This is a genomic window from Albimonas marina (assembly GCF_029223255.1).
Lineage (GTDB): Bacteria > Pseudomonadota > Alphaproteobacteria > Rhodobacterales > Rhodobacteraceae > Albimonas.
On record NZ_JARHUC010000003.1, the window covers coordinates 120,234 to 145,989 of the forward strand.

17 protein-coding genes are annotated in these 25,756 nt (G+C 73.0%); 10 read left to right on the forward strand and 7 right to left on the reverse strand.

Going from position 1 to position 25,756, the window contains the following annotated elements; translation table 11 throughout:
* Positions 1-68 precede the first annotated feature (68 nt).
* The gene (locus P2H44_RS08170) at positions 69-1,127 is read left to right on the forward strand and encodes a hypothetical protein (RefSeq protein WP_275763003.1); all 1,059 of its coding nucleotides are present in this window, start codon (positions 69-71) and stop codon (positions 1,125-1,127) included.
* A 283-nt stretch (positions 1,128-1,410) separates the two neighbouring features.
* Here the strand turns inward: P2H44_RS08170 and P2H44_RS08175 are convergent, their stop codons facing one another.
* Together P2H44_RS08175 and P2H44_RS08180 are read right to left on the reverse strand one after the other, a co-directional pair.
* A complete protein-coding gene (locus P2H44_RS08175) occupies positions 1,411-2,187 on the reverse strand; it encodes an RlmE family RNA methyltransferase (protein WP_275763005.1) in 777 nt (258 codons plus the stop codon).
* Positions 2,188-2,201: 14 nt separating this feature from the next.
* Positions 2,202-3,326 carry a Ppx/GppA phosphatase family protein gene (locus P2H44_RS08180; protein ID WP_275763006.1) on the reverse strand — a complete coding sequence of 375 codons (1,125 nt, stop codon included), beginning with the start codon at positions 3,324-3,326 and terminating at the stop codon, positions 2,202-2,204.
* 80 nt (positions 3,327-3,406) lie between these two features.
* Between P2H44_RS08180 and P2H44_RS08185 the strand changes: the two genes are divergently transcribed.
* The 3 genes from P2H44_RS08185 to P2H44_RS08195 all read left to right on the forward strand — a co-directional run bounded on the left by P2H44_RS08185 (position 3,407) and on the right by P2H44_RS08195 (position 7,818).
* Positions 3,407-5,230: a M14 family metallopeptidase gene (locus P2H44_RS08185; protein ID WP_275763007.1), complete on the forward strand. Its 1,824-nt coding sequence runs from the start codon at positions 3,407-3,409 to the stop codon at positions 5,228-5,230.
* 320 nt (positions 5,231-5,550) lie between these two features.
* Entirely contained in the window at positions 5,551-7,011 is a 1,461-nt protein-coding gene (locus P2H44_RS08190; RefSeq protein ID WP_462976282.1) for a DegQ family serine endoprotease, read from the forward strand.
* A 327-nt stretch (positions 7,012-7,338) separates the two neighbouring features.
* Positions 7,339-7,818 (forward strand): DUF6884 domain-containing protein, encoded by a 480-nt coding sequence (locus P2H44_RS08195; RefSeq protein ID WP_275763009.1) that lies wholly within the window; start codon positions 7,339-7,341, stop codon positions 7,816-7,818.
* 98 nt (positions 7,819-7,916) lie between these two features.
* On the opposite strand, the gene accC is transcribed toward P2H44_RS08195, so the two are convergent.
* The 4 genes from accC to P2H44_RS08215 all read right to left on the reverse strand — a co-directional run bounded on the left by accC (position 7,917) and on the right by P2H44_RS08215 (position 12,433).
* A complete protein-coding gene (gene accC, locus P2H44_RS08200; protein WP_275763010.1) occupies positions 7,917-9,263 on the reverse strand; it encodes an acetyl-CoA carboxylase biotin carboxylase subunit in 1,347 nt (448 codons plus the stop codon).
* Between the two features lie 59 nt (positions 9,264-9,322).
* Complete coding sequence (gene accB / locus P2H44_RS08205; RefSeq protein ID WP_275763011.1) at positions 9,323-9,814, reverse strand: acetyl-CoA carboxylase biotin carboxyl carrier protein; 492 nt, start codon at positions 9,812-9,814, stop codon at positions 9,323-9,325.
* Positions 9,815-10,028: 214 nt separating this feature from the next.
* Positions 10,029-10,877 carry a DsbA family protein gene (locus P2H44_RS08210; protein ID WP_275763012.1) on the reverse strand — a complete coding sequence of 283 codons (849 nt, stop codon included), beginning with the start codon at positions 10,875-10,877 and terminating at the stop codon, positions 10,029-10,031.
* 116 nt (positions 10,878-10,993) lie between these two features.
* Positions 10,994-12,433, reverse strand: coding sequence for a M48 family metalloprotease (locus P2H44_RS08215; RefSeq protein WP_275763013.1), 1,440 nt, complete (start codon positions 12,431-12,433; stop codon positions 10,994-10,996).
* Positions 12,434-12,673: 240 nt separating this feature from the next.
* On the opposite strand from P2H44_RS08215, the gene P2H44_RS08220 reads away from it, so the two are divergent.
* Together P2H44_RS08220 and P2H44_RS08225 are read left to right on the forward strand one after the other, a co-directional pair.
* Positions 12,674-13,807, forward strand: a complete 1,134-nt coding sequence (locus tag P2H44_RS08220; RefSeq protein WP_275763015.1) for a pyridoxal phosphate-dependent aminotransferase — start codon at positions 12,674-12,676, stop codon at positions 13,805-13,807.
* 196 nt (positions 13,808-14,003) lie between these two features.
* Positions 14,004-14,735 (forward strand): VPLPA-CTERM sorting domain-containing protein, encoded by a 732-nt coding sequence (locus tag P2H44_RS08225; protein ID WP_275763017.1) that lies wholly within the window; start codon positions 14,004-14,006, stop codon positions 14,733-14,735.
* A 514-nt stretch (positions 14,736-15,249) separates the two neighbouring features.
* Here P2H44_RS08225 and P2H44_RS25490 read toward each other — a convergent pair.
* The gene (locus P2H44_RS25490) at positions 15,250-19,146 is read right to left on the reverse strand and encodes an Rne/Rng family ribonuclease (protein ID WP_345798984.1); all 3,897 of its coding nucleotides are present in this window, start codon (positions 19,144-19,146) and stop codon (positions 15,250-15,252) included.
* A gap of 647 nt (positions 19,147-19,793) precedes the next feature.
* Here P2H44_RS25490 and P2H44_RS08240 point away from each other — a divergent pair.
* The 4 genes from P2H44_RS08240 (at position 19,794) to P2H44_RS08255 (ending at position 25,722) form a co-directional block, all read left to right on the forward strand.
* Positions 19,794-21,011 carry an N-acetylmuramoyl-L-alanine amidase gene (locus tag P2H44_RS08240; protein WP_275763019.1) on the forward strand — a complete coding sequence of 406 codons (1,218 nt, stop codon included), beginning with the start codon at positions 19,794-19,796 and terminating at the stop codon, positions 21,009-21,011.
* 152 nt (positions 21,012-21,163) lie between these two features.
* The gene (locus P2H44_RS08245; RefSeq protein WP_275763021.1) at positions 21,164-23,773 is read left to right on the forward strand and encodes a penicillin-binding protein 1A; all 2,610 of its coding nucleotides are present in this window, start codon (positions 21,164-21,166) and stop codon (positions 23,771-23,773) included.
* 171 nt (positions 23,774-23,944) lie between these two features.
* Entirely contained in the window at positions 23,945-25,072 is a 1,128-nt protein-coding gene (gene prfB, locus P2H44_RS08250) for a peptide chain release factor 2 (protein WP_275763023.1), read from the forward strand.
* A gap of 329 nt (positions 25,073-25,401) precedes the next feature.
* Entirely contained in the window at positions 25,402-25,722 is a 321-nt protein-coding gene (locus P2H44_RS08255) for a hypothetical protein (protein WP_275763025.1), read from the forward strand.
* The last annotated feature ends 34 nt before the right edge of the window (positions 25,723-25,756 follow it).

The window sequence follows — 25,756 nt, forward strand, 5'->3', positions numbered from 1 at the left end:
GACCGACAGTTGACGACATGCCTTTCCGCGGCGGGCGCCACGCCCGGCGGAAAGCGGGGGGAGCCGTTATGACCATTGGACGATCTGCAGCGATCGGGCGCGGCCCGGTCGGTAGAGGGCGCCTGGGCGCGCGCCGACTGGGCGCGATCGCCCTCGCCGCGACGGCCGCGGCCGCCGCGCCCTGGGCCGCGCAGGCCCGGATGATCGGGGGCGTCGAGCTCGGCGGCCTGACCGACTACCTGTTCGTGTTCACCGACGGCAGCGCCGACGCGAACTGGCAGGGGGCCAGCAAGGGCTTCGTGGGCGATGTCGCCATCGACGGCGTCAGCGCCGACGAGCGCACCTCGGGGACCGTGCCCTACACCGGGACGATCTACACCAACTCCGGCTCGCTGGGGGCCTGGCAGAACATCGTGAACGCCAATCCCTCGACCGCGGCCGGCGTGACGGGGGAGACCGCGCGGATCGCGGCGCTCGAGGCCGACCTCGCCGCGGCGTTCTCCACCATCAACGGGTTGACGGCCACCACCGGCTTCGCCGGCGTGGCGCCGACCTTCCTCGACAATCTCGACGTCGCGAACGGCATCGCCGAGACCTTCGTGGTCGACATCACCTCCGCCTTCCAGGTGTCGTCGCAGATCGACATCACCGGCGACTCCGACGACGTGTTCATCCTGCGCTGGGACACCGACTCGAACTTCGGCAACGGCTACGACGGCCAGGTGAAGTTCCAGAGCGGTGGCGGCTTCGTGCCCAAGGGCGGGCTGACCCCGTCGAACTTCATCCACGTCGCGGGCGACATCAACGCCTCGGGCGGCGGCTCGACGCCGGCCGAGCTCGCCCCCTACTTCTCCGGCCTCGCCGAGCCGACGAACGGCGGCGGCTTCTTCACCGGCTACTGGCTGACCACCGGCAAGCCGAGCGACGGAACGACGACGAGCCTGAGCAACGCGATCTTCGCGGGGGGCTGGTACAGCAGCACCACCTCGTTCTCGATGACCTCCGGGACCTCGGGCGCCTACGTGGCGCCGCCGCCGTCCACGTCGGTTCCCGTTCCGCTTCCGGCCGCCCTGCTGGCGTCGGGGATCGCCGCGCTGGGCCTGACCCGGAGGCGTCGGCGCGGCTGAACGACCCCGTTCGGCCGCGTGCGCGGCGGCGCCGCCCCGGCCGCCCGCGCGGCGCGGGATGGCGGAGCGAGTATATCGGCCATCCCGCGCCCTTGGGTCCGCGCGCCTCCCTCCGGGGGGCGCGCTTCGCCGTCCGGTTCCGCCCGGGGCCCCGCAGCCGGTCCCGTCGCGCGAGCGGGTCGTCGCGTCTCTCGGATGGCTTCGGCCGAACGAGCGGGCATGAGGCGTCCGAAACAGGCGGCCGTCGGCCGTCCGATGAACCCAGGAGCGGCTCCGCGAGCGTTCAGCCCAGCGGGCCGACCTCCGGGTCCTCGCCGTCGTCCTGCGCATCCTTGCGGCCGCGGAAGCCGGTGGCGAGCACGTACATCTCGGCCGAATCCTTGCGGCTGGAGGGCGGCTTGATGTGGCGCACGGCGCTGAAGTTCGCCTTCAGCATCGCCAGCAGGTCCGCCTCGGAGCCGCCCTGCAGGGTCTTGGCCAGGAACGATCCGCCAGGCTTGAGCACCTCGGTCGCGAACCAGGCCGCGGCCTCGCACAGCGCCATGATCCGCAGGTGGTCGGTGGCCCGGTGGCCCGAGGAGGCGGCGGCCATGTCCGACAGGACCGCGTCGGCCTCGCCGCCCAGCGCCTGCTTCACCGCCTCGTCCGCGCCCTCGTCGAGGAAATCCATCTGCATCAGCTCGCAGCCGGGCAGGGGATCGACCTCCTGGAGGTCGATGCCCAGGATGCGGCCGCGCGGGCGGTTGGGCTTGTGGCCGTCGGCGTTGGTCTTCTTCGCCGCCACCTGCAGCCAGCCGCCGGGCGCGCAGCCCAGGTCGACGATGCAGGCGCCGGTCTTGAGGAAGGGATGCTTCTCGTCGATCTCGAGCAGCTTGAACGCCGCGCGGCCGCGGTAGCCCTCGCGCTTGGCGCGCTGCACGTAGGGATCGTTGAGCTGACGCTCGAGCCAGCGGGTCGAGGACAGGCGCCGGCCCTTGGCGGTCTTCACCCGCGTCTTGAGTTCCCGCGCCCCGCGGCCGGAGGTTCCCGGTCCGCCGCCGCCGCTGTTGCCGCCGCCCATGGCTTCACCCGTCTTCAGTGCTGGCGGGCCCGCTCGGCCCACATGAGGGAATACAGCATCCCCTCGCGAAGGCCACGGTCCGCGACGCGGATGCGGGGCGCGGGCCATAGCCGCAGGATGGTCTGCAGGATCGCGGCGCCGGCGATCACCAGCTCCGCCCGGTCGGGGCCCACGCCGGGGTGGGCGCGCCGCCCCTCGGGGCCCAGGTCGATCAGGTGGCGGGCGATCCGGGCCGAGGCCGTCCGCTCCAGCCACATCCCGTCCACCTTCGCCCGGTCGTACTTGGTCAGCCCCAGCCGCAGCGCGCCGATGGTGGTCACCGTGCCCGAGGCGCCGATGATCTGCAGGCCCGGCAGCTTCGCGGCGGCGTTCTCGTCCTCGTAGGGCAGGAAGCCGGCGATGTGATCCTCGAAATGGCAGGCCATCAGGGCGTAGCGGTCGGCGTCGCTCTCCACGTCCGAATAGCGGTCGTGCAGGGTGGCCACGCCCACGGGAGCCGAGATCCAGTCCACGATCCGCTCGCGCGCCGCGCGGCGCAGCTCGGAGCGGTCGGGGCCGCCGCGGCCGGGGGCGAGCGCGAGGATCAGGTCCTGCCGCTCGGCCGGGTCGCAGCCGGCGAGGTCGAGCCAGATCAGCTCGGTCGAGCCGCCGCCGATGTCGAAGACCATCAGGCTCTCGGCCTGCTCCTCCAGCAGCGGCGCGCAGCCGGCCAGCGCCAGGCGCGCCTCCTGCTCGGGGGAGATCACCTCCAGCTCCAGCCCCGTCTCCCGCCGCACCCGGCGCAGGAAGCTCCGCGCGTTGGCGGCGCGCCGGCAGGCCTCGGTCGCCACGATCCGGCAGCGCGCCACCTCGTGACGGCGGATCTTGGAGGCGCAGATGCGCAGGGCGTCGATGGTGCGGGACATCGCGGCGCGCGACAGCTCGCCATGGATCTCCACCCCCTCGCCCAGGCGCACGTTGCGGCTGAAGGCGTCGATCACCCGGAAGCCGCGGGGATCGGGCTCGGCGATCAGCAGGCGGCAGTTGTTGGTGCCCAGGTCCAGCGCAGCATAACGTGCCGGAGCCCGCGTTCGGGCCCGGACCGGAATGCCTTGGGCGGGCTCGTTCGCCCGCGAATGCGCGCCCTGCGGCGTCGTCACATCGAAAACCTCCGCGGCGTGTCGCCGCGCTTGTTTACAATGGGTATCGAAAGAACCGACCCGCAACAAGGGGATGGCGGATGAGCGGCGAGAGATCGAGCGAAGGCGTGTCTGGAGGGCCGGCGAGCGTCCCGGAAGGGGACGTCGAGACCCTGGTCGAGCGGTCGTTCGGCCTGGTCCAAGACCTCTCCGCGCCGCCTTTCGCCGATCTCGCGCCCGGCGCCCGGGTCGAGCTGTGGAGCTTCGCGCCCCCCGCCGCGCGCCGCGCGGCCGAGGCGGCGCTCGCCGCCCGCGGGGTCGAGGCCCGCGTCCACGCCGCCTGGAAGACCGCCCTGCACGCGATGCTGGAGGCGACGGCGCCCCCGGTGGAGATCGTCTACCCCGTCCTCCCCGGCCAGGATCCCGAGCGCTTCCTGCGGGAGCTGCACCCGGCCGCGGAACTGTGGCCCGGCCTGCGACTGACGCCCGTGCCGTCCGCGGCGCCGGTCTGCCGCCTCCGCCACGCAGACGGCCGGGAGGAGGCGCTGGCGATCCCCGTCCGTCCCCGCCGCGCGCCCCATGGCGGGGAGGTCCTGTCCGCCTGCGGCTGGCTGCGCGCGACCCCGCCGGGCGCCGAGGTTCCGGAGGTGGACGCACCCTGGGCGGATCCGATCGAGCAGGCCCTCCAGGCCGCCTTCGCCGCGGTTTCGCAGGCCATCGAGGGCCGCGGCTGGCGCTCCCGCGGGCCGCATTTCGACCGGCTGGTCCTGCGCATCGAGGCGCCTCTGGTCGACCGGCCCCTCGCCTGGGGCGCCGAGAGCCTGAGCCTCGCCGAGGCGCTGCACGAGGAGCTCTACTTCGGCGCGCTCGACCTGTTGCGCGCGGCCGCGGGCCTGCCGCCGGGGGACCGCAGCCTGATCCCTGGCGAGGTCGTCCCCGAGATCGCGCCCGTCCCCGCCGGCGCGCCGGTTCGGCTGCGCGTGACCGTCTCCGCGCCCCCCGAGGCGCCCGCGCCCGCGCGCCCGGCGCCCGAGGCGGTCCCGGCGCCCGACCTCGCCACGCTCGACCGGCCGATGACGGCGCGCGAGATCGCCGCCGCCCTCGCCGCGCTGGGGGGCGAGCCGCTGGAGGTCCGCTCCCGCCGCGGGCGGGCGGTGCAGGGGCGGGTGCTGGCGGGCCAAGGGCCGGGGGTGGTGATCACCGGCGGCCAGCATGCGAACGAGCCCACCGGCATCCCCGGCGCCCTGCTGGCGGCCCGGACGCTGGCGGCCGAGGGCGTGCCCGTCGCCGTCTGCCCGCTGGAGAACCCCGACGGCCACGCCCTGCACATGCGCCTGCGCGAGACCGCGCCGCGCCACATGCACCACGCCGCGCGCTACACCGCGTTGGGCGCGGACCTCGCCTTCGTTCCGGGCGGCGAGGGCGCGCTGCGCCCGCTGCTGCGCGCCGCGGCGGACCGGGGCGCGGGGGCGGACCTGCACCTCAGCCTGCACGGCTATCCCTCGCACGAGTGGCTGCACCCGTTCACCGGCTACCTGCCGCATGGCTTCGAGTCCTGGTCGCTCCCCCGCGGCTGCTTCCTGATCCTGCGCTTCGATCCCGCCTGGCGCGGGCCGGCGCAGGCGGTCCTGCACGCCGCCGCCGCCGCGCTGGAGGGGGACGCCGAGATCGCGGCGCTGAACGCCCGCCAGCTCGAGACGCTGGCGCGCTACGCCCCCTCGGCCGCGCCCGAGCGGATCGGCTGCGTGCCGGTGGTGCAGGGGCCGCCGTCGCCCTCGCCTCACGGTCCCCCGTTCCCCGTGACGCTGATCGTGGAGACGCCGGACGAGACGGTGGACGGCCCGCTGTTCCGCCTGCTGCTGCGCGCCCAGGCGCTGGCCGCCGTGGCCGCGGCGCGGGCCTTTCGCGAAGCCGTGATCGGCTGAGGCGGCGGGGCGCGTGATCGCCTCGCGTGCCGCCGGCCGCCGGTCAGGCCGCGCCCGGCGCGCAGGGAACCTCCCGGGCGCCGCGCCGCGACGTCCGGCGCCCTCCGGCATCCTCTCGTTCATGTGACGCCGATCTGGGCGAATGCGGTTGCGACGTGGCGAATTGACCACATCTACGTCCGGATCGCATCTAAAGGCCGCGGCATTCACCCTCCCTCCGCTAGTTTGGCGGATGGGCCGGAAGGGCGACCGCCCGCGGCATCCGGAAGCTGGAGGACGCAGACGTGCAACTTTCCCCCTTCACCCTGCGCGGCAGGCCGATGGCGTCGTCGCTGGCGCTGGCCGCGGCGCTCGCGGCCGCGCTGATCGCGGCCGGGCCCACGCCCCATGCGCTGGCGCAGTCCACCGGGCCCCAGCCGGCGGGCGCCCCGGCGACCTTCGCCGACCTCGCCGAGACGCTGAGCCCCGCGGTGGTGAACATCGCGACCACCTCGAAGGTCGCCATGCCCGACCGGCCCGACGGGCCGCAGCTGCCCGAGAACTCGCCCTTCCGCCAGCTGTTCCCCGAGCTCTTCGGCGAGCGCGGCGGCCAGCAGCAGATGCGCCCGCGCCAGTCGCTGGGCTCGGGCTTCGTGATCTCGGCCGACGGCTACGTGGTGACCAACAACCACGTCATCGACGGCGCGGACGAGATCAAGGTGAACTTCACCGACGGCTCCTCGCTGAACGCCGAGCTGGTGGGCACCGACCCCAAGACCGACGTGGCGCTGCTGAAGGTGACGGCCGACCATGACCTGCCCCACGTGCCCTTCGCGAATTCGGACGCGACCCGCGTGGGCGACTGGGTGATGGCAATCGGCAACCCGTTCGGCCTGGGCGGCTCGGTCTCGGCCGGCATCATCTCGGCGCGCAACCGCGACATCAACGCCGGGCCCTACGACGACTTCCTGCAGACCGACGCCGCCATCAACCGCGGCAACTCGGGCGGTCCGCTGTTCGACATGTCGGGCGCGGTCGTGGGCATGAACACCGCCATCATCTCGCCCACCGGCGGCTCGATCGGCATCGGCTTCGCGGTGCCCGCGAACATCGTGAAGAACGTGGTCGACCAGCTGCAGGAGTACGGCTCCACCCGCCGCGGCTGGCTGGGCGTCTCGATCCAGGAGGTCACGCCCGACATCGCCGAGAGCCTCGGCCTCGACAAGGCCGCCGGCGCGCTGGTCGCCCAGGTGGTCGAGGACGGCCCGGCCGCGGAATCGGGTCTGCAGAACGGCGACGTGATCCTCAACTTCGACGGCCGCCCCGTCGACACGATGCGCGATCTGCCCCGCATGGTCGCCGAGACCAAGGCCCACAAGAAGGTCGAGGTCGAGGTCTGGCGCAAGGGCGAGGTCGAGACCGTGGAGGTCGAGCTCGGCCTGCTGGAGGAGGACGCGCCGGTGCTGAACGCCTCGGCCGACGTCACGCCCCAGGCTGAGTCCCAGGGCGCCGAGGCGCTGGGAATGACGCTGACCGAGATCACGCCGCAGGCGCGGCAGGACTACGGCCTGGCCGACGACCTCGCCGGCGTGCTGGTGGAGAAGGTCGACGACGCCTCGAACGCCGCCGAGAAGGGCCTGCGCCCGGGCGACGTGATCGTCGAGGTGGCGCAGGAGGCCGTCGCCTCCCCGCAGGACGTCGAGGCGCGCGTGCAGTCCGCCAAGGACCAGGGCCGCAAGTCGGTGCTGCTGCTGGTGAACTCCCGCGGGGACCTGCGCTTCGTGGCCGTCTCGGTGGAGTGACGCGGTCCCGCCTGCGGGCGGACCGCACGGCCTGACGTCGGGCCCAAGACGAGGCGCCGCTCCCCCCGGGGGCGGCGCTTTTCGATTCGCACGGCGCTCCGTCGCCGCTCTGGATCGCGCGGGCGGAAGGGCCGGGTCGGGCCTCCCCTCCCGTTTTCGTGCCGGACGGGTCCCGATTTCGGACGCGGCGTCGCCCGCCTGACGGCGCCGCGCGCGATGCAACGAAATCGCAAGATTCGGTCGCGCGCGGGCGGGCTGCGTTCATCTTTCGTAAACGACTTCGGGACGACGCTTTCCCTCAACCAGAACAGGATTGGAGGAAGCGTCATGATCGCGAAGGTCGGTCGCCGCGTCGGCGTCCTGCACCTCGTCTCCGGCGGGTCGCGTCAGCGGCCGACGGCCGAGGCGGCGAGGGATCTCTACGACGGCCTGTGGTTCCGCACCGCCCGTGCCCTGGCGGAGCGGGACGGCGGGGCCTGGTTCATCCTCTCCGCCCGCCACGGCCTCCTGCACCCGGAGGAGCGGGTCCAGCCCTACGCCGACCGGCTCGAGGGGCGCTCCGCCGCCGCGCTGCGGGCCTGGACGGGGCTCGCCGCCGCGCGGATGGAGCAGCTGCTGCCCGAGGCCGACCGCATCTTGCTGCTGTGCGACCGGGAGCCGCCGCCGGAGCTGGTCCGCTGGCTGCAGGTCCGCTGCCCGGAGGTGGAGATCCCGCTCGCCGGGCTGAAGGTCGCCGCCCAGGTGCTGCACATGACCCGCGCCCTCGACCGCGCCCCGGACCCGCGCCTGGCCGTCGGCGCCGCCTGAAGCCGGCCTCGGCCGCGGCCGAGGCGACCGGACCCCGCGCGAAAGCGCGAAAGCCGCCCGGAGGGCGGCTTTCGGATCGTTTCGGCAAGCCGGCGGGCTCAGTCGCGCCCACCGCTCAGCCAGCTCTCCAGCCAGTGGATGTCGTAGGCGCCGGCCTGGACCTCGGGGTCGGCGGCCAGCGCGTCGAACAGCGGCGCGGTGGTGTCGATGCCGTCCACGATCATCTCCGCCAGCGCGCGGCGCAGGCGGGCGAGGGCGGTGGGCCGGTCCTCGGCATGCACGATCAGCTTGCCGATCAGGCTGTCGTAATAGGGCGGGATCCGGTAGCCGCGGTAGATGGCGCTGTCCATCCGCACGCCCAGGCCGCCCGGCGCATGGAACGCCGTGATGGTGCCGGGGCAGGGGGCGAAGTCGGGCAGACGCTCGGCGTTCAGGCGGCACTCGATCGCGTGGCCCTCGGGCTTCAGCGTCTCCTGCTGCATGGTCATCGGATGGCCGGCGGCGACGCGCAGCTGCTCCTTCACGAGGTCGACGCGCCAGACGGCCTCGGTCACCGGGTGCTCGACCTGCAGGCGCGTGTTCATCTCGATGAAGTAGAACTCGCCGTTCTCCCACAGGAACTCGATGGTCCCCGCGCCGCGATAGCCCATGCGCGCGATCGCGTCGGCGCAGGTCTCGCCGATGCGCTTGCGGTCGGCGGCGGTCAGCACCGGGGAGGGGCACTCCTCGAACACCTTCTGGTGCCGGCGCTGGAGCGAGCAGTCGCGCTCGCCCAGGTGCACCGCGCGGCCCTTGCCGTCGCCGAAGACCTGGATCTCGATGTGCCGCGGCTTGCCGAGGTACTTCTCGAGATAGACCGCGTCGTCGCCGAAGGCGGCGCGCGCCTCGGAGCGGGCGGAGGACCAGGCGTTGGGCAGTTCGGAGGCGTCGCGCGCCACCTTCATGCCGCGCCCGCCGCCGCCCGCGGAGGCCTTCACCAGCACCGGGTAGCCGATCTCCTCGGCGACGCTCAGCGCCTCCTCGACCGAGGTCACGGCGCCGTCGGAGCCGGGGACGCAGGGCACCCCCAGCGCCTTCATCGTGTCCTTCGCCGCGATCTTGTCGCCCATCACCCGGATGTGCGCCGCGGACGGGCCGATGAAGGTCAGGCCGTGATCCTCGACGATCTGCACGAAGTTCGCGTTCTCGGACAGGAACCCGTAGCCGGGGTGGATCGCCTCGGCGCCGGTGATCTCGCAGGCCGAGATGATCGCGGGAATGTTGAGGTAGCTCTGCGCCGCGGCGGGCGGGCCGATGCACACGCTCTCGTCGGCGAGGCGCACATGCATGGCGTCGGCGTCGGCGGTGGAATGCACCGCCACCGTCTTGATGCCCATCTCGCGGCAGGCGCGATGGATGCGCAGGGCGATTTCGCCCCGGTTGGCGATCAGGACCTTGTCGAACATCGAAACGCTCCCGGTAAAGGACGAGGGACCCGGGGGCGCGGAAGGCCCCCGGTCCGGCGTCACTCGATGATCATCAGGGGGGCGCCGAACTCGACCGGCGTGCCGTCGGTGACCAGGATCCGCTTCACCGTGCCGGCGCGCGGCGAGGGGATCTGGTTCATGGTCTTCATCGCCTCGACGATCAGCAGGGTCTGCCCCTCGGAGACCTGGTCGCCCACGCGCACGAAGCTGGGGGCGCCGGGCTCGGCCTGGAGGTAGACGGTGCCGACCATCGGCGAGGCGACGGCGCCCGGATGGCGGGCGAGGTCGTCGGCGGCGTCGCCGGTGGCCTCGGCCGGGGCGGGCGCGGCGGCTGCGGCCGGCGCGGGCGCGGCGGCGGGAACGGCGACCTGGACCGGCGCCGCGACCTGAAGCTGGCGGGTGACCCGCACCTTCAGCTGGTCGTCCTCGCCATACTCGCGTTCCACCTCGATCTCGGTCAGCTCGGTTTCCCGGAGCAGCTCGGCGAGGGAACGGATGAAGGCGATGTCGGCTTCGTGGTGCTTGCTCATGCAGGGTTCGCGCTGTTGCGAGGCCTGACGGAGCGACGCCATTGGTCAGGCGACGCGGGCCCCCGGTGTCGTCGCGAGGCGTTTACACGTTGCAAAGGGTGTTTGCCAAGAGCGGCCGTCCCCGCCTCGCGCCCCCGTGCGCGAGCGGGTCCGGCCGCCCGTCTCCGTCTCGAGCCGCGCGCGGGCCCTGTCGGGCCAGTGGGGCGGCGGCGTCTCAGCCCTGGCGTTCGCGGGCGGCGGCGACCACGTCGCGCATGTGGTCGATGGGGGCGTAGCCGCGCACCAGCTCGTCGCCGATCACGAAGGTCGGCGTGCCCTGGATGTCCAGCTTCTTGGCGAGCGCATAGGTGCGGTCGATCTGCGACTTGATCTCGGGCGTCTCGGCCTCGGCCTTGAGCGCGGCGACGTCGAGGCCCACGTCCTCGGCGATCGACCAGACCTGCTCGTCGCTCAGCGCGCCGCGGTGGCCCATCAGCGCGTCGTTGAACGCCATGTAGAGCCGCCCGCCCTGCTGCGCGCGCGAGGCCAGCGCCGCCTTCGCCGCGGTCATCGAGGAGGGGCCGAGGATCGGGAACTCCTTGACCACGTAGCGCAGGTTGGGGTCGCTCTCGACCAGCTCGCGCACGTCGGCGTGGGCCTTCTTGCAGTAGCCGCAGTTGTAGTCGATGAACTCCACCACGGTGACGTCCCCGTCGGGGTTGCCGGCGACGTGGGAATAGCCGTCCTGGAAGATCTCGGCGGCGTTGTCGGCGACGAGATCGCGGGCCTCGGTCGCCTCCGCCTCGGCGCGGCGATCCTCGAGGACCTTCACCGCCTCCATGATCACCTCGGGGTGTTCCAGCAGGTACTTGCGGATCTCGGAGCGCAGCACCGCCCGCCCCTCGGGGTCGAGCTGCATGGCTTCCGACAGCGCGGTCTGGGCCGAGGCGGCGGGGGCGTGGGCCAGGAGCCCGGCCGTCGCCAGCGCCGCCGCGGCCAGCAGGCGCGCGAGGGGGCGGCGGGGGAAAGCGAGGCGGGGCAGCGCCAGGCGGGGCAGGGCGAAGGTCGGCGCGGTCAGCGTCATGGTCCGGTCACTCCACGTCAGGGGCGATCATTTCGGGCCGCGCCGGGCGCGGGATCGGGAAGGGGCGCCGCGATGCGGAACCCGGTCGGGGGCGAGGTCTATCACGGCCGCGGCCGTCATTGCTCCATCGCCTTCGTCGCAACGACGATGTCGTCGGCGCGCAGCCATGCGGGCGAGCCGTGGGGCAGCATCCCCTTGGCGCGCTCGGCCATGCGGTGGGCGTCGCGGGGCTGGTTGATCAGCATCATCCGCTCGGCGGTGACCAGCGCGGCGCGCCCCTCGTCGCCGGTGCGGGCGTAGGCGAAGGCGAGATCGCGCAGCAGGCCCGGGTCGCCCCCGTCGGAGCGTTCGGCCCCCCGCTCCAGCGCCGAGAGCGCCTCGCGGTCCGCCTCGGGCGAGCCGACCGAGAGCAGGGCGCGCCCCAGGTAGCCCAGGATCAGCGGCTCCTCCGGCGCCAGCGCCACGGCGCGGCGATAGGGGGCCACGGCCTCGACCCCGCGTCCGCTCTCCAGCAGGATCTGGCCTTTCAGCTCGTAGTAGTAGGGATCGTTGGGGCGGATCTCGATCAGCCGGTTCGCCTCGGCCACCGCGCCCTCGGGGTCCGGGGCGCGGTGCAGGGCCACGGCGCGGCGCAGGGTCGTGAACTCGGAATGGTCGTTCGGGTCGAGCCGGCGCAGCACGGTCCAGGGCGTCTCGAGGAACCCCTCCAGCTTCGCCTCCATCCGGTGGGTCCAGTAGAGGAGCTCGGCGTCCGGCTCGCGTCCCCGCGCGGGGGATTCGGAGGCGCGGCGCTGGATCGAGGACAGGCGCTCGGCCGAGACGGGGTGGGTCAGGGCGTAGGGATCGACGTGGCGGGTCGAGAACACCTCCTGCCCGCGGAACTTCTCCAGCACCTGCTCCATGCCCGTGGGGTCGACGCCCGCGCGCTCGAGATAGGTGATGCCGGCCTGGTCGGCGGCGGATTCCTCTGCGCGCGAGAAGGACAGCATCGCCCGGCGCACCGCGGTCTGCGAGCTCGCGCCCAGCCCCACGCCCGCCGCCGCGCCGCCGGCGCCGCCCGCGAGCCCGGCCGCCGCCGCCGCCGCGATGCCCAGCAGCACGCCCGCCATGGCCGGGCCGCGCAGGTTGTTCATGGCGATCTGCCGCCGCGCCAGGTGGCCGCCGGTGATGTGCCCGATCTCGTGCGCGATCACGCCCTGCAGCTGCGTGGGCTCGGAGAAATCGCGCAGCAGCCCGGTCGAGACCACCAGGTTGCGCCCGCCGTAGACGAAGGCGTTGGGCTGGCGGTCGTCGAAGATGCGGATCTCGATCGAATCCGGGGCCACGCCGGCGGCGCGGAACAGCGGGTCGGACAGGCGCTTGAGCGTCGCCTCCACCTCCGCGTCGCGCACGAAGCCCGCGGCGTAGGCGGGCTGGGCGAGGGCCGCGAGCGTCGCCGCGGCGAAGGCCGCGCCGCGCAGGCCGCGCCGCAGCAGGCGCGAACGCCCGCGCAGGCCGTCGCTCCGGGGCGCTCCGCGATCGGGGGCGTCGGTCGGGCGGAGAGGGGGCTTGGACACGTCCTGGGCTCGCCTTCGGTCTCGTCCGCGCGTGCGGGCCTGCGGCCCGGGATCCCGCGCGGGTGATCCTTCCGCGGGGCGCGGCCGTCCGCCCCCGTTCCATCGCGCCGCGCCGGTGGGCCGCGGCTCCGGCGGCCCGGCGGGCGGTTGACCGCCCGGGCGGCGGAGGGCCACCTTTCGGACGAGACCTCTCCCACCCCCGGACCGGGGCGCGCGCAGGGCCATCAGGAGCCGAAAAAGATGAAGAGTTCAAGGAGAGGAGCGGTCGCTCCCTTCATGGTGATGGACGTGATGGAACGCGCGCGGGAGATGGAGGCCGCCGGGCGCGACATCATCCACATGGAGGTCGGCCAGCCCTCGACCCCCGCGCCGCGCCTGGCGCGGGAGGCGGTGGCGCGCGCGGTCGTGCAGGACCCGATGGGCTACACCGTCGGCCTCGGCCTGCCGGAGCTGCGCGAGGGGATCGCCGACCTCTACAGGCGTCGCCACGGCCTGTCGCTCGATCCCTCCCGCGTGATCGTCACCGCGGGCAGCTCGGGCGCCTTCATCCTCGCCTTCCTCGCGCTGTTCGAGATCGGCGACCGGGTGGCGATCGGGGATCCGGGATATCCCAGCTATCGCAACATCCTCTCGGCGCTGGGAATCGAACCGTTGCGAATCGAGACCGGTCCCGAATCGCGCTGGCAGCCCCGGCCCGAAGACCTCGGGACCGCCGACGGCCTGCTGGTGGCGAGCCCGGCGAACCCGTCGGGCACCATGCTCGACCGCGCCGCGCTTTCGGCTCTGGCCGCGGCCTGCGAGGCGCGCGGCGCGGGCTTCATCTCCGACGAGATCTATCACGGGCTGAGCTACGGGCAGCCCGCGGTCAGCGCGCTGGAGGTCACCGACCGGGTCATCGTGATCAACTCCTTCTCGAAATACTGGTCGATGACGGGGTGGCGGATCGGCTGGATGGTGGTCCCGCCCGAGCTGGTCCGCACGGTCGAGCGGCTGGCCCAGAACCTCTTCATCTGCGCCCCCCACGTCAGCCAGGTCGCGGCGATTGCAGCCCTGCAAGCTGAAGATGAATGCGAAGCGAACAGAAGGGTTTATGAACGGAACAGGGCCCTCCTGATGACCGAGCTGCCGGCCGCGGGCTTCACCGACTTCGCCCCCGCCGACGGCGCCTTCTACCTCTATGCGGACGTCTCCGCCCTGACCGACGACAGCCTGAGCTTCTGCGAGCGGATGCTCGCCGAGGCCGGGGTTGCCGCAACGCCCGGCCACGATTTCGACCCGGTGCGGGGCGCGCGCTTCGTCAGGTTCAGCTTCGCGCGCGACGAGGCGCACATCGCCGAGGGGGCCCGGCGCCTGAAGGCGTGGCTGCGCGGATGATGGCGCTCATGCGGCGGGCGGCGGGCCCCAATAAGATTGCCGGAATGTGAACATCGGTGTTCCCAACGGAAATGAATCGAGGTATGAATCGTCCAGAGAGAGATATGTGGGGTTCCCTCGGAAGAGGGGGTGCCGGGTTACCGGCAGCCTTCCAGGTCTCGGTTGGGGAAGACGAGAGCTAGGAGTTTACAATCAAATGCGGACCATCGCGCTTGCCGCCACCGCGGCGCTGATCGCCACCGCCGGCGCGGCCACCGCCGCGACTCAGTCGCTGGTGTATAATGCCGGCACGACGCCCGCCACGGTCGGCGCCGGGCCCGTTCCGGCTTCGAACAATCTCTATGAGATCCTGTTCCCGAAGTATTCGCTGCCGTACGCGCTGACCTCGATCGAGATCACCATCTTCGGCGACGTGTCGGCCTCGCTGACCGTGACCAACACCGGCTCCGAGTCGGGCGACGTCACCAGCGCCACGCTGGACTCGACCATCAGCGTGCTGGACACCAACAACGACGCCCTGATCGGCATCTTTGGCGGCGGTCTGGACGTGACCTTCTACCAGGCGGCGGCGCCGTTCGTGCCGGTGGACACCTACGCTGCGGGTCAGACCAAGTCCTACCCGGCCTCTGGCACCATCGACCAGAACGACTCGTTCGACTGGACCGTGGCCGGCGCCGACTTCGTCGACTACATCGGCCTGAGCTCCGAGTACGCGGTGTGGGATCTGGGCATCGGCGGCGTTCTGAGCCGCGCGTTCTCGACCAACACCACCTGGTCCGAGGATCTGAGCGAGATCTACAACATCTCCGCCGAGATCACCTACACCTACGACGTGCCCGACTCGAACGTGCCCGTGCCGGCGGCCCTGCCGCTGCTCGGCGCCGGTCTGGCTGCCCTGGGCTTCGTGGCTCGCCGCCGCAAGTCCTGATCGCCTCAGCGATCCAAGGTCTAGAAACGCCGCTCCCTCGGGGGCGGCGTTTTCGATTCGGTGGGGCGGATTTGCGCAAACGCGGCCGCCCTCGCAGGCGAGCAGACTTCCCTCGATCGGCGCGGCTCGCCCTTGCGAGCGCTCTCGGCAAGCCGGTGGAAGCCTGACGGCGCCCGCGACGCCTCCGCCTCTCGGGGACCGCCGTCGGTCTGGGACCTGGGCCTCCGAAGGAGCAGCCCGCCCCGAAAGATCCGCGACCAGGCGGCCGTCTCGAAAGGGGACGGCTGATAGGCCGGACGGACGCTGCCGTCGGCGCCCCCTCATGCTTCCCGGCGGCGAAACCCCAGAAGCTGCGAAGGGGCAGGTCCTCGGCGCGTCCTCATCCAGGCGTGCAGACGAGCCTGCCGCCCGGATGCGAAATGGAAAAGGGCAGGCGCGCCGCGCCTGCCCTTCGTCCATTTCATAGCCTGGCGAGCTCAGGCCTCTCCGCTGGCGGAGAGCCCTGAGCGCGGCATCAGCGGTTGAACGCCCACCAGCCCCGCTTCTTGGGACGGGACGCGGCCTCGCCGTCGTCGGCGCCCACCGGCTCGGGCTCGGCGGCCACGGGCTCCGGCTCGGCCGGCGCTTCGGCGGCGGCGGGCTCGGGCGCCTCTTCAGGAGCCTCTGCGACCTCCGGCTCGGCGGCCGGCGCCTCTGCAGGGGCTTCCTCGGCCGCTGCCGCGGGCTCGGCGACGGGCTCCGGCTCGGACGGCGCCTCGGCGACCGCGGTCTCCTCGGGCTCGGGCTCGGCGACCGGCGCCTCGGGCGCAGGAGCAGGCTCGGCGGCGGCCTCCGGCTCGGGCGACGCCGTCTCCGCTTCGAACCGATCGGTCGTCTCGGCCTCGGCCTCGTCGGCCTTCTTGGGCTTGCGGCGACGGCGGGTGCGCTTGGGCTCCGGGATCTCGGCCGGCTCGTCGGGCTCGCGCAGGGCGGCCGGGGCGACGGCGGCGGTCTCGGCGACCTCCTTGTCGGCCTCGGGCGCCTTGTCCGCGCTCTCGGACCCGGACGTCTCGGCCTCGTTGGACGCGCCCTCGTCGTCCCCGCCGCGCCGCCGGCGGCGGCCGCCGCGACGGCCCCGGCGACGGCGGGAGCCGTCGTCCTCGCCCTTGTCCTCCTCGCGCGCGGGACGCGGCTCGGGGGCCTTCTCCTCGGCGGCGGCGGCGGCGGCAGGCGCGGGCGCCTCCTCGACCGCGGTCTCGAGGACCTCGGCCTCTTCGACCTCGTCGGCCTCCTCCAGGTCGGGCGCGTCCATCATCGCCACCGGCAGCGGCGCCTGCATGGGCAGGCGGCTGGCGGTCTTGATGCGCTCGACATGGAACTCGGGCGAGAACAGCGACGGGTCGCCCTCGATGCGGATCACCACGCCGTGGCGCGCCTCGATCCCCGAGAGGTGGTCGCGCTTGTCGTTGAGCAGGTAGCTCGTCACGCCCATCGGCGCGCGCACCGACAGCTCCGGCGCGCGGCCGCGGGCGGCCTCGCCCTCGAGCTGGCGCAGGATCGACAGGGCCAGCGAGCTGTCCGCGCGCACCACGCCGGTGCCGTGGCAGTGGGCGCAGGGGGCGGTGGTCGCCTCCAGCACGCCCGGGCGCAGGCGCTGGCGCGACATCTCCATCAGGCCGAAGGCGGAGATCCGGCCGACCTGGATGCGCGCGCGGTCGACCTTCAGCTTCTCCTTCATCCGCTTCTCGACGGACCGGTTGTTGCGCGGGTCCTCCATGTCGATGAAGTCGATGACGATCAGGCCGGCGAGGTCGCGCAGGCGCAGCTGGCGGGCGATCTCGTCCGCCGCCTCCAGGTTCGTCTTCAGGGCGGTGTCCTCGATGGACCCTTCCTTGGTCGACTTGCCGGAGTTGATGTCGATGGCCACCAGCGCCTCGGTCACGCCGATGACGATGTAGCCGCCCGACTTCAGGTGCACCGTGGGGTGGAACATGGAGGCGAGCTCCTGCTCGACCCCGTGCTTGGCGAACAGCGGCTGCGGATCCGAGTGCCGGACCACGTTGCGCGCGTGGCCGGGCATCAGCATGGACATGTAGTCCTTGGCCTCGCGATACCCTTCGTCGCCGTCCACGCAGATCTGGTCGATGCCCTGCGCATACAGGTCCCGGATGGCGCGCTTGATGAGGCTGCCTTCCTCGTAGATCAGCGTCGGGGCCACGGACTTCAGCGTGGTCTCGCGGATCTGCTCCCACTGGCGCAGCAGGTACTCGTAGTCGCGCTCGATCTCCTGCGCGGTGCGCTTTGCGCCCGCGGTGCGGATGATCAGGCCCATGCCCTTGGGCACCTCGATGTCCGAGGCGATGTCCTTGAGCTTCTTGCGGTCGGCCGCGTTGGTGATCTTGCGGGAGATGCCGCCGCCGCGGGCGGTGTTGGGCATCAGCACGCAGTAACGGCCGGCGAGGCTGAGATAGGTGGTCAGCGCGGCGCCCTTGTTGCCGCGCTCCTCCTTCACGACCTGGACCAGGAGGATCTGGCGGACCTTGATCACCTCCTGGATCTTGTAGCGGCGCTGGAAGATGCGGCGGGCCGAGATCTCCTCGACGCCGTCGTCGGAGGAGTCGTCGGAGTCGCGGTCGCGCTCACGGTCCTCGGAGCGGTTGCGCGAGCGCCCGCGGGAGCGCTTCTCGGGCGCCGGCTGGTCGTCCTCGTCCGCGCTCTCCTCCTCGGAGGGGGCGTCGGTCCTGGCCTCGGCGGGGGCGTCCTCGGTCCCCTCGTCGCGGGACTTGCCGCGGCGCGAGCGGCGCGAACGGCCGCCGCGGCGCGAGCGCCGGCGCCGCTTGTCGCCGGCGGCGTCGTCGGAGCCGGAGTCGTCGGAACCGGAGGCCTCCTGGCTCTCGCCCTCGGCCTCCGCGTCGTCTTCGGACTGGGTCTCGTCCTGGGCGTCGCCCTTGGCTTCGGCGTCGCCCTCGGGCTGCGCGTCGGTCTTCGCGGCGTCCTCGTCGGAGGAGGCGAAGGCCTTGGCGACGATCGAGGCCGCGACGGCCGAAGCCGCCTCGGCGGCCGCGGTGGTTTCGGACGTGGCCTCCTGCGCTTCGGTCTCGCCCTCGGCGGTCTCGGACGCCTGGGCCTCGGCCGCGGGCGTCTCGTCCGCCGCGGCGGGCTCGGCGGGCGCGTCCTGGGCCGCGGTTTCGTCCGCGGCGGGGGCGGCCTCGGCGTCGGCGTCCGTCGCGGGGGTCTCTTCGGCCGGGGTCTCGTCCGCAGCGGCTTCCGCGGCCGCGGCCTCCTCGACGGCGGCCTCCTCGGCCGGAACGTCCGGCGCGGCCTCGGCCGTCTCGGCCGGAGCTTCCTCCGCCGGGGTCGCCTGGGCGAGCTGCTCGGCGGTCACGCTTTCCTCGGCCGCGGGGGCCTCGTCGGTCGTCTCGGGAGCGGCTTCGGCCGTCGGCTCCTCGGCCGGCGTCTCCGTCGGCGCGGGGGAGGCGGCGTCGGCGGCGGTCTCGGGGGCGGTCTCGTCCTCGGGGCGGCGGGCGGCGGGGACGTAGTCCTCCTCCACGCGCTCGTCGTCCTCGTCGCCGGCGCCGGCGGCCTCGGCCATCACGCGGGGCGAGCCGTCGTCGTCGTCGTCGGAGCCGTCCTTCGAGCGCTCGTCTTCGGACTTCGGCGCATCGGCCTCGTCCGACGACGCGTCGGCGGGCGCATCCTGGGCCTGCGCGACCGTCTCGGTGGTCTCGCTCTCGATCACCGGCGCGGCGTCGGAGGCCGTCTCGGCGACCTTGGGCTCTTCGGCCGTCTCGGTCTCGGCGGGCGCGTCGGGCTCGGAGGGGACGTCGTCGCGGTCGTCGGTGCGGCCGTCGTCCTCGTCGTCGGCGCCGGCGACGGTCTCGGGGCGCTCGGCCTCGTAATCGTCGTCCTCGTCGTCCGAGTCCTCGACCAGGCCGGACTCGTCCTCGCCGCGGTCGACGGAGTCGCGCTCGTCGTCCTCGTCGCGATCGTCCTCGTCGTCGCGGTCGTCCTCGTCGCGATCGTCCTCGTCGTCGCGGTCGTCCTCGTCCTCGTCGTCATCCTCGTCGTCATCCTCGTCGCGCGCCTTGGCGCGCGCTTCGGCGGCGGCCCGGCGGGCGGCGCGACGCTCTTCGTCGGCGGCGGCGCGGCGACGCGTCTCCTCCTCCTCCTCGGCGATCAGCGCTTCGCGATCGGCCTTGGGGATTTGGTAGTAGTCGGGATGAATCTCCGAGAAGGCGAGGAAACCGTGTCGGTTCCCGCCGTACTCCACGAAGGCCGCCTGAAGGGACGGCTCCACGCGGGTCACTTTCGCGAGGTAGATGTTTCCGGCGATCTGCTTCTTCGAGATCGTCTCGAAGTCGAAGTCTTCTACCTTGTTGCCGTCTGCGACGACGACCCGGGTCTCCTCCGGGTGCGTCGCGTCAATGAGCATTTTCTTCGCCATGGTCTCCCACGCCGGCGCGAGCCCTCCTCCGCCCGGCCTTGCGGGGGCGGACGCAGCAGGGGCGCTCCGGTCTCGATACGGGCGAGCCCGGGCCCGCCGGCGACGTCCGCGCGCGGAAGGGCCGGCGCCGGGGCGCGTCCTCCGTCTTCGCGGGTCCGGGGGGAAAGGGGCATCGCGGTCTGGTCTCCAAGATCACGCCGCCGGATCTTCGGTTCGGCGTGGTCGCGTCGGGGGGCCGTCGTCCTCTGGGGAGTCGGGCCCGAACTTCGGGGACGCGCCGTCGCCGGGCTCTCGCAGGGGGCGGTCGTGGCCGCGTCCTCCTGGACATCCGGGAATGCGCCGGGGCGTCGTCCGAAAAACCTGTTCGTTCATCGGGCGGCGGGACACGGGGGCGCATCGCACGAAGGCGGCGCGCGGATCCGGGTCTTCCGCAGCCTGCTCAATATAGCCGGGGGCGGGTCGTCTTGACAATCGCAAAGCCCCGAGGCCGCATAAGGCGGGCGCGCCGCCGGCGCGGCCTGCGCCGCGCGCCGTCAACCCGCCGTCGGGAACCCGCCAAGACCATGGTCCGAAACCCGTTTTCCGCGCCGTCCCGGCCGGGGCGCCGCGGCGTCATTCGACGCCCGCGGGCCGCGATGTGCGCAAGCGCCGCGGCGCTCGCCGCCGCTTTCGCGATCACTCCCGCGCCGGCGCCCGCGACGGAGGCGCCCCCGGCGCGCCCCTCCCTCGCCCCCGCCGGGCCGCGCATCCTGGGCCTGCGCCATGCCGAGGGCCGCACCCGCGTGGCCCTGCGCCTGCCGCAGGCGGCGGGCCTGCGCGTCTTCGGCCTGCAGGATCCGCCCCGCCTGGTGGTCGAGTTCGACGGCGCCGCCTGGGAGGGGACGCCCCCGCCGCCGCCGCCCGACGGGCTGGTCGCCGGCGTGCGCGCCGGGCTCGTGGCCGACGGGCGGGCGCGGCTGGTGCTCGACCTCGCGCGGCCCGCCCGCCTGGCCGAGGCGGTGCAGATGCCCGACCCCGAAGACCCGGCCGGCCAGGCGACGGTGCTGCGGCTGGAGCTCGCCTACGAGAGCCCCGGCGACTTCGAGGCGCGCGCCGGCTGGCCGGAGGGGCAGGGGCCGCTCGCCCCCGCGCCGCCGCCCGCCGATCCGCGGCCGCTGGTGATGCTCGATCCCGGCCACGGCGGCATGGACCCGGGCGCGATCCGCGGCGAGGCGGTGGAAAAGGTGCTGGTGATGCGCTTCGCCCGAGACCTCGCCGCCGCCCTCGAGGCGACCGGCCGCTGGCGGGTGGCGCTGACCCGCGAGGACGACCGCTACCTCGGCCTCGCCGAGCGGGTGGCGCGCGCCGAGGCGGCGGGCGCGGCGGTCCTGCTGTCGCTGCACGCCAACACCGTGGCGCGGGGCGACGCGGTCGGCGCCTCGATCTTCACCCTCGCCGCGGGGCAGGTCGACGCCGAGACCGAGGCGCTGGCCGATTCGGAGAACCGCGCCGACGTGGCGCCGGGCGACGACCGGGCGGTTGAGCCCGACGCCGCCCTGCGCGCGGTTCACGAGATCGGGATGCGCCGTGCGCTGCTGGCCTCGCGTCGGCTGGGCGACGCGCTGGCGGCGGAGCTGTCGCAGACCACCCCCATGCTTCGCGGGCGCGCGCACACGCACGCGGGCTTCCGGGTCCTGAAGTCCTCCCGCGTGGCCGCGGCGCTGGTCGAGCTGGGGTTCCTGTCGAACGCGCAGGACCTCGCCCGCCTCCAGGATCCGGCCTGGCGGGCGCGCGCGGCGGGCGCCGTCGCGAAAGGCGTCGAGATCTGGGCGGAGGACGGCGCCGCCCAACCTTTTGCCTCGCTCGCCCGCTGAGCGCCCGCGGTTCGCCCCATTTGGGACGAACGCGTCATCGGATCGCCCGCTGCGCCCGCACGACGCCCTGTCGCCGCCCTCGCTCCGTCACTATGTTCCGCGAGTCCTTGATCATCGACTCGATTGGGGACGGAGCAGGGAACGGGACCGGCATGACGCGCTTTCTGGCATGGGTGTTCAGCATCATCTCGATCGGGGCCATCTTCGGCCTCGGCGCGATGGCCGTGATGGTCTGGCACTACGGAAACGACCTGCCATCCCATGAGAAGCTGGAGAACTACCAGCCCGCCACGCTGAGCCGGGTCTACGACCGCGACGGCGCCGTGATGGCGGAATACCTGACCGAGCGGCGCGTCTTCGCCCCGGTCGACGAGATCCCCGACCTGGTGAAGAACGCCTTCATCGCCGCCGAGGACCGCAACTTCTACGACCACCACGGCTTCGATGCGGTCGGCATCGTGGGCGCGGTGGTCGATTACGTGAAGGGCGGCCGGCTCCGCGGCGCCTCGACCATCACCCAGCAGGTGATGAAGAACTTCCTGCTGACGAACGAGCGATCCTTCGACCGCAAGTTCAAGGAGATCATCCTGGCCACCCGCATGGAGCAGGTGCTGTCCAAGGACCAGATCCTCGAGCTCTACCTCAACGAGATCTACCTCGGCGCGCGCGCCTACGGCGTGGTCGCGGCCGCGGCCAACTACTTCGGCCGCCCGCTGGAGCACCTGAGCGTGGCGCAGGCCGCCTATCTGGCCGCGCTGCCCAAGGCGCCCTCCAACCTGCATCCCGTCAACGACCGCGAGGCGGCCCTGGACCGCCGCGGCTACGTGCTGAGCCAGATGCTGCGCGCCGGCTTCATCACCGACGCCCAGTACGACGAGGCGATGAAGGAGCCTCTCGACACCATCCTCGACGGCTCGCTGGAGCCCGAGATCCCGCCGGTGCCCGCGCGCGACTACTTCTCGGAGGAGATCCGTCGCCAGCTGGTCGACCGCCTGGGCGAGGACGAGGTCGAGGGCGGCGGCCTGACGATCCGCGCCACGCTCGATCCCAAGCTGCAGCGCATCGGCGCCGACGCCCTGCGCGACCGCCTGGTCGAGTGGGACAAGACCCGCCAGGGTTGGCGCGGCCCGGTCGCCAAGATCGACCCCGCCGAGCTCGAAGGCGGCGAGACCGCCTGGCGCCGCGCCCTGTCGGCCCAGCGCGCCCCCGCCGACATCCCCGGCTGGTATCCCGCCGTGGTGCTGGAAGTGGGCGAGACGACTGCGCGCATCGGCGTCGAGGGCGTGGCCGAGGACGAGGACGGCCACTACGTGGGCATCGCCGACGCCGGCTGGGCCAAGCCCGAGCTGCAGGGCGGCGGCGTCGGCCGCGCCCCGCGCAAGCCCTCCGACATCTTCGAGGTCGGCGACGTGATCATGGTCGCGGCCGAGGACGCCGAGGGCGCCGAGATGCGCGACGTCCCCGCCGACCAGCTGCTGACCGCGGGCCTGGACAGCTGGTCGCTGCGCCAGATCCCCGAGATCGAGGGCGCCTTCATGGCCATGGACCCGACCACGGGCCGCGTGCTGGCCATGCAGGGCGGCTTCAGCTTCGAGACCTCGGTGTTCAACCGCGCCAGCCAGGCCAAGCGCCAGCCCGGCTCCTCGTTCAAGCCCTTCGTCTACGCCGCGGCGCTCGACAACGGCTACACCCCGTCCTCTGTCATCCTGGACGCGCCGATCGCGATCGACACCGGCTCGGACGAGCTGTGGCGGCCCGAGAACTCGTCGCGCAAGTTCTACGGCCCCTCGCCGATGCGCGTGGGCATCGAGCAGTCGCGCAACGTGATGACGGTCCGCCTGGCGCAGGAGATCGGCATGGACCGCGTGGCCGAGTACGCCGAGCGCTTCGGGGTCTACAAGAACATGCCCCACCACCTGAGCTACGCGCTGGGCGCGGGGGAGACGACGCTCTACCAGATGGTCGGCGCCTACGGGATGTTCGCCAACGGCGGCTGGCGGATCGAGCCGACCCTGGTCGACCGCGTGCAGGACCGCTACGGCGAGACCCTGTTCAAGCAGGACAACCGCGCCTGCTACGAGTGCACCGAGATCTGGGAGGCCGGCCTGCAGGAGCCCGTGCCCACCCCCGACAAGAAGCTGATCATGGACCCGGTGACGGCGTTCCAGCTGACCTCGATGATGCGTGGCACGGTCGAGCGCGGCACGGCGACGACGCTGGCCTCGCTGGGCATCCCGATGGCCGCCAAGACCGGCACCACCAACGACGCCCGCGACGCCTGGCTGATCGCCTTCACCCCGAACATGGTGGCGGGCTGCTACATCGGCTACGACAACCCCCGCCCGATGGGCCGCGGCGCCTACGGCGCGACCATGTGCGGCCCGGTCATCAAGGCCTTCATGGCCGAGGCGATGAAGGACCGTCCCCACCTGGACTTCCACGTGCCCCCGGGCGCGGTGATGGCCAAGATCGACCGCGGCTCGGGCCGCCGGCTGTCGGACGACGCCTCGGGCCCCGGCGTGGTGGTCGAGGCCTTCCACCCCGGCGAGGAGCCCCAGATCGGCGAGTACTCGGGCGGCCGGGTCATCGACGGCGGCTTCGTGGCCTACAAGGGCGGCGACCTGCCGATGTCGCTGGACGCCAGCGCCGACAGCGGCGGCGCCTACGGCGGCGGCGCCTCGCCCTCGGCGGCCGGCGCGGCCTCCCGCCCGGCGCCGCCCAAGCCCTCCTCGGGCGGGTTCGGCTCCGGCGGGCTCTACTGACCCCGAACTTCGCGCGCGGCCCTCTCGGGGCCGCGCGTTTCCCATTCGCAGGCCCCAGAGGCGCGCCGCTCTCTTGAGCCGCGCGCCTCGGCGGTCTAAATCCCCCCCACGCGCGCGCTCCCGTCATCGACGGGGGCCTTCGCGCGCCGTCAGGACGAGGAGCATGCCCCCATGCGCGCGGAGACCCAGGGCGTCGTCGCCGAGATCGAGAAATCGCTGGACCTGCTGCGCAAGCGTCTGGGCTGGGAGACGGCCGAGCATCGGCTGGAGGAGCTGAACGCCCGCGTCGAGGACCCCACCCTGTGGGACGATCCCGCCAACGCCCAGAAGGTGATGCGCGACCGCCAGACGCTGGCCGACGCGCTGGCGCGCTGCAAGGAGATCGCCCAGGAGCTGGCCGACAACGTCGAGCTGATCGAGCTGGGCGAGATGGAGGACGACGCCGAGGTGATCGGCGAGGCCGAGACCGCGCTCTCGGAGCTGCGCGACCGCGCCGCCGCCGCCGAGATCGAGGCGCTGCTGGACGGCGAGGCCGACGGCTCGGACACCTTCCTCGAGATCAACGCCGGCGCCGGCGGCACCGAGAGCTGCGACTGGGCGCAGATGCTGGCGCGCATGTACACCCGCTGGGCCGAGGCGCACGGCTACAAGGTCGAGCTGATGTCGGAGAGCGCGGGCGAAGAGGCGGGGATCAAGTCGGCCTCCTACAAGATCTCCGGCCCCAACGCCTACGGCTGGCTGAAGTCGGAATCGGGCGTGCACCGGCTGGTGCGCATCTCGCCCTTCGACAACGCGGCGCGGCGGCAGACCTCGTTCTCGTCCGTGTGGGTCTACCCGGTGGTCGACGACTCGATCGAGATCGACGTGAAGCCCAACGAGATCCGCATCGACACCTACCGCTCCTCCGGCGCGGGCGGGCAGCACGTGAACACCACCGACTCGGCGGTGCGCATCACCCACCTGCCCACCGGGATCGTGGTGACCTCCTCGGAGAAGTCGCAGCACCAGAACCGGGCCAACGCCATGGCCGCGCTGAAGTCGAAGCTCTACGAAATGGAGCTGCGCAAGCGCAACGAGGCGATCCAGGAGGCCCACGACGCCAAGGGCGAGATCGGCTGGGGCAACCAGATCCGCTCCTACGTCCTGCAGCCCTACCAGATGGTCAAGGACCTGCGCACCAACGTCGAGACCTCGGATACCGGCGGCGTGCTGGACGGGGACCTCGACAAGTTCATGGCCGCGGCGCTGGCGCTGGAGGTCACCGGCAAGTCCCGCGCCGAGGCGATGGCCGAGGACTGAGCGCCGGCCTCCCGGGGCAGGTGCGACTCTTGACGGCGGGCGGGGCGAAGGCCCTCGCCCGCCGTTCTCGTTTCCGCCGATGGCGCGCCCGGCCCGCGCCGCGCCTGCCCGGCGCGCCTCGCCCGCCCTTCCCGGCGCGCCGGGCAGGCGCGGCGCGGGCAGGCAGGCCGCGCGCCTATCCTTTCGGATAGGGGGACTCGCCTTTCGGACCGGGGCGCTGACCGTCCGCTACGTCGCCCATAGGGGCGGATTCTCGTAAAACCGAAGGCGAAAGAAGGGGGCGAAGCGGTCGCCTCCCGGCCTGACCGACGCAGCCGAGGATCTCCGCCATGACCCGCTTCTCCGACCCCGACGCGTCCTTCGCCCTCGCCGAGCCGTCCACGCCGCCGCTGATGGGATCGCTGCTGCTGGCCTGCCTCTCGGGCCTCGCCGTCGGGGGCATGGTGGCGCTGGCCGGCCACGGCCTGCACATCGCGGCGCTGTCGAGCTGGCTGACGGCCGTCGCGATGGTCGTCGCCGTGCCGGTCGCCCTGACCCTGCTTCGCCGGCCCGCGCAGGATGCGGCCGTGACGGCGAGCGACCTCGCGGCCTGGGACGCCGACCTGGAGGAGGAGATCGAGGCCCGCCGCGCCGCGCGCGACGTCGCCTGAGACCCGGACCGGTTCCAGCCGTCCGTCCCCGCCT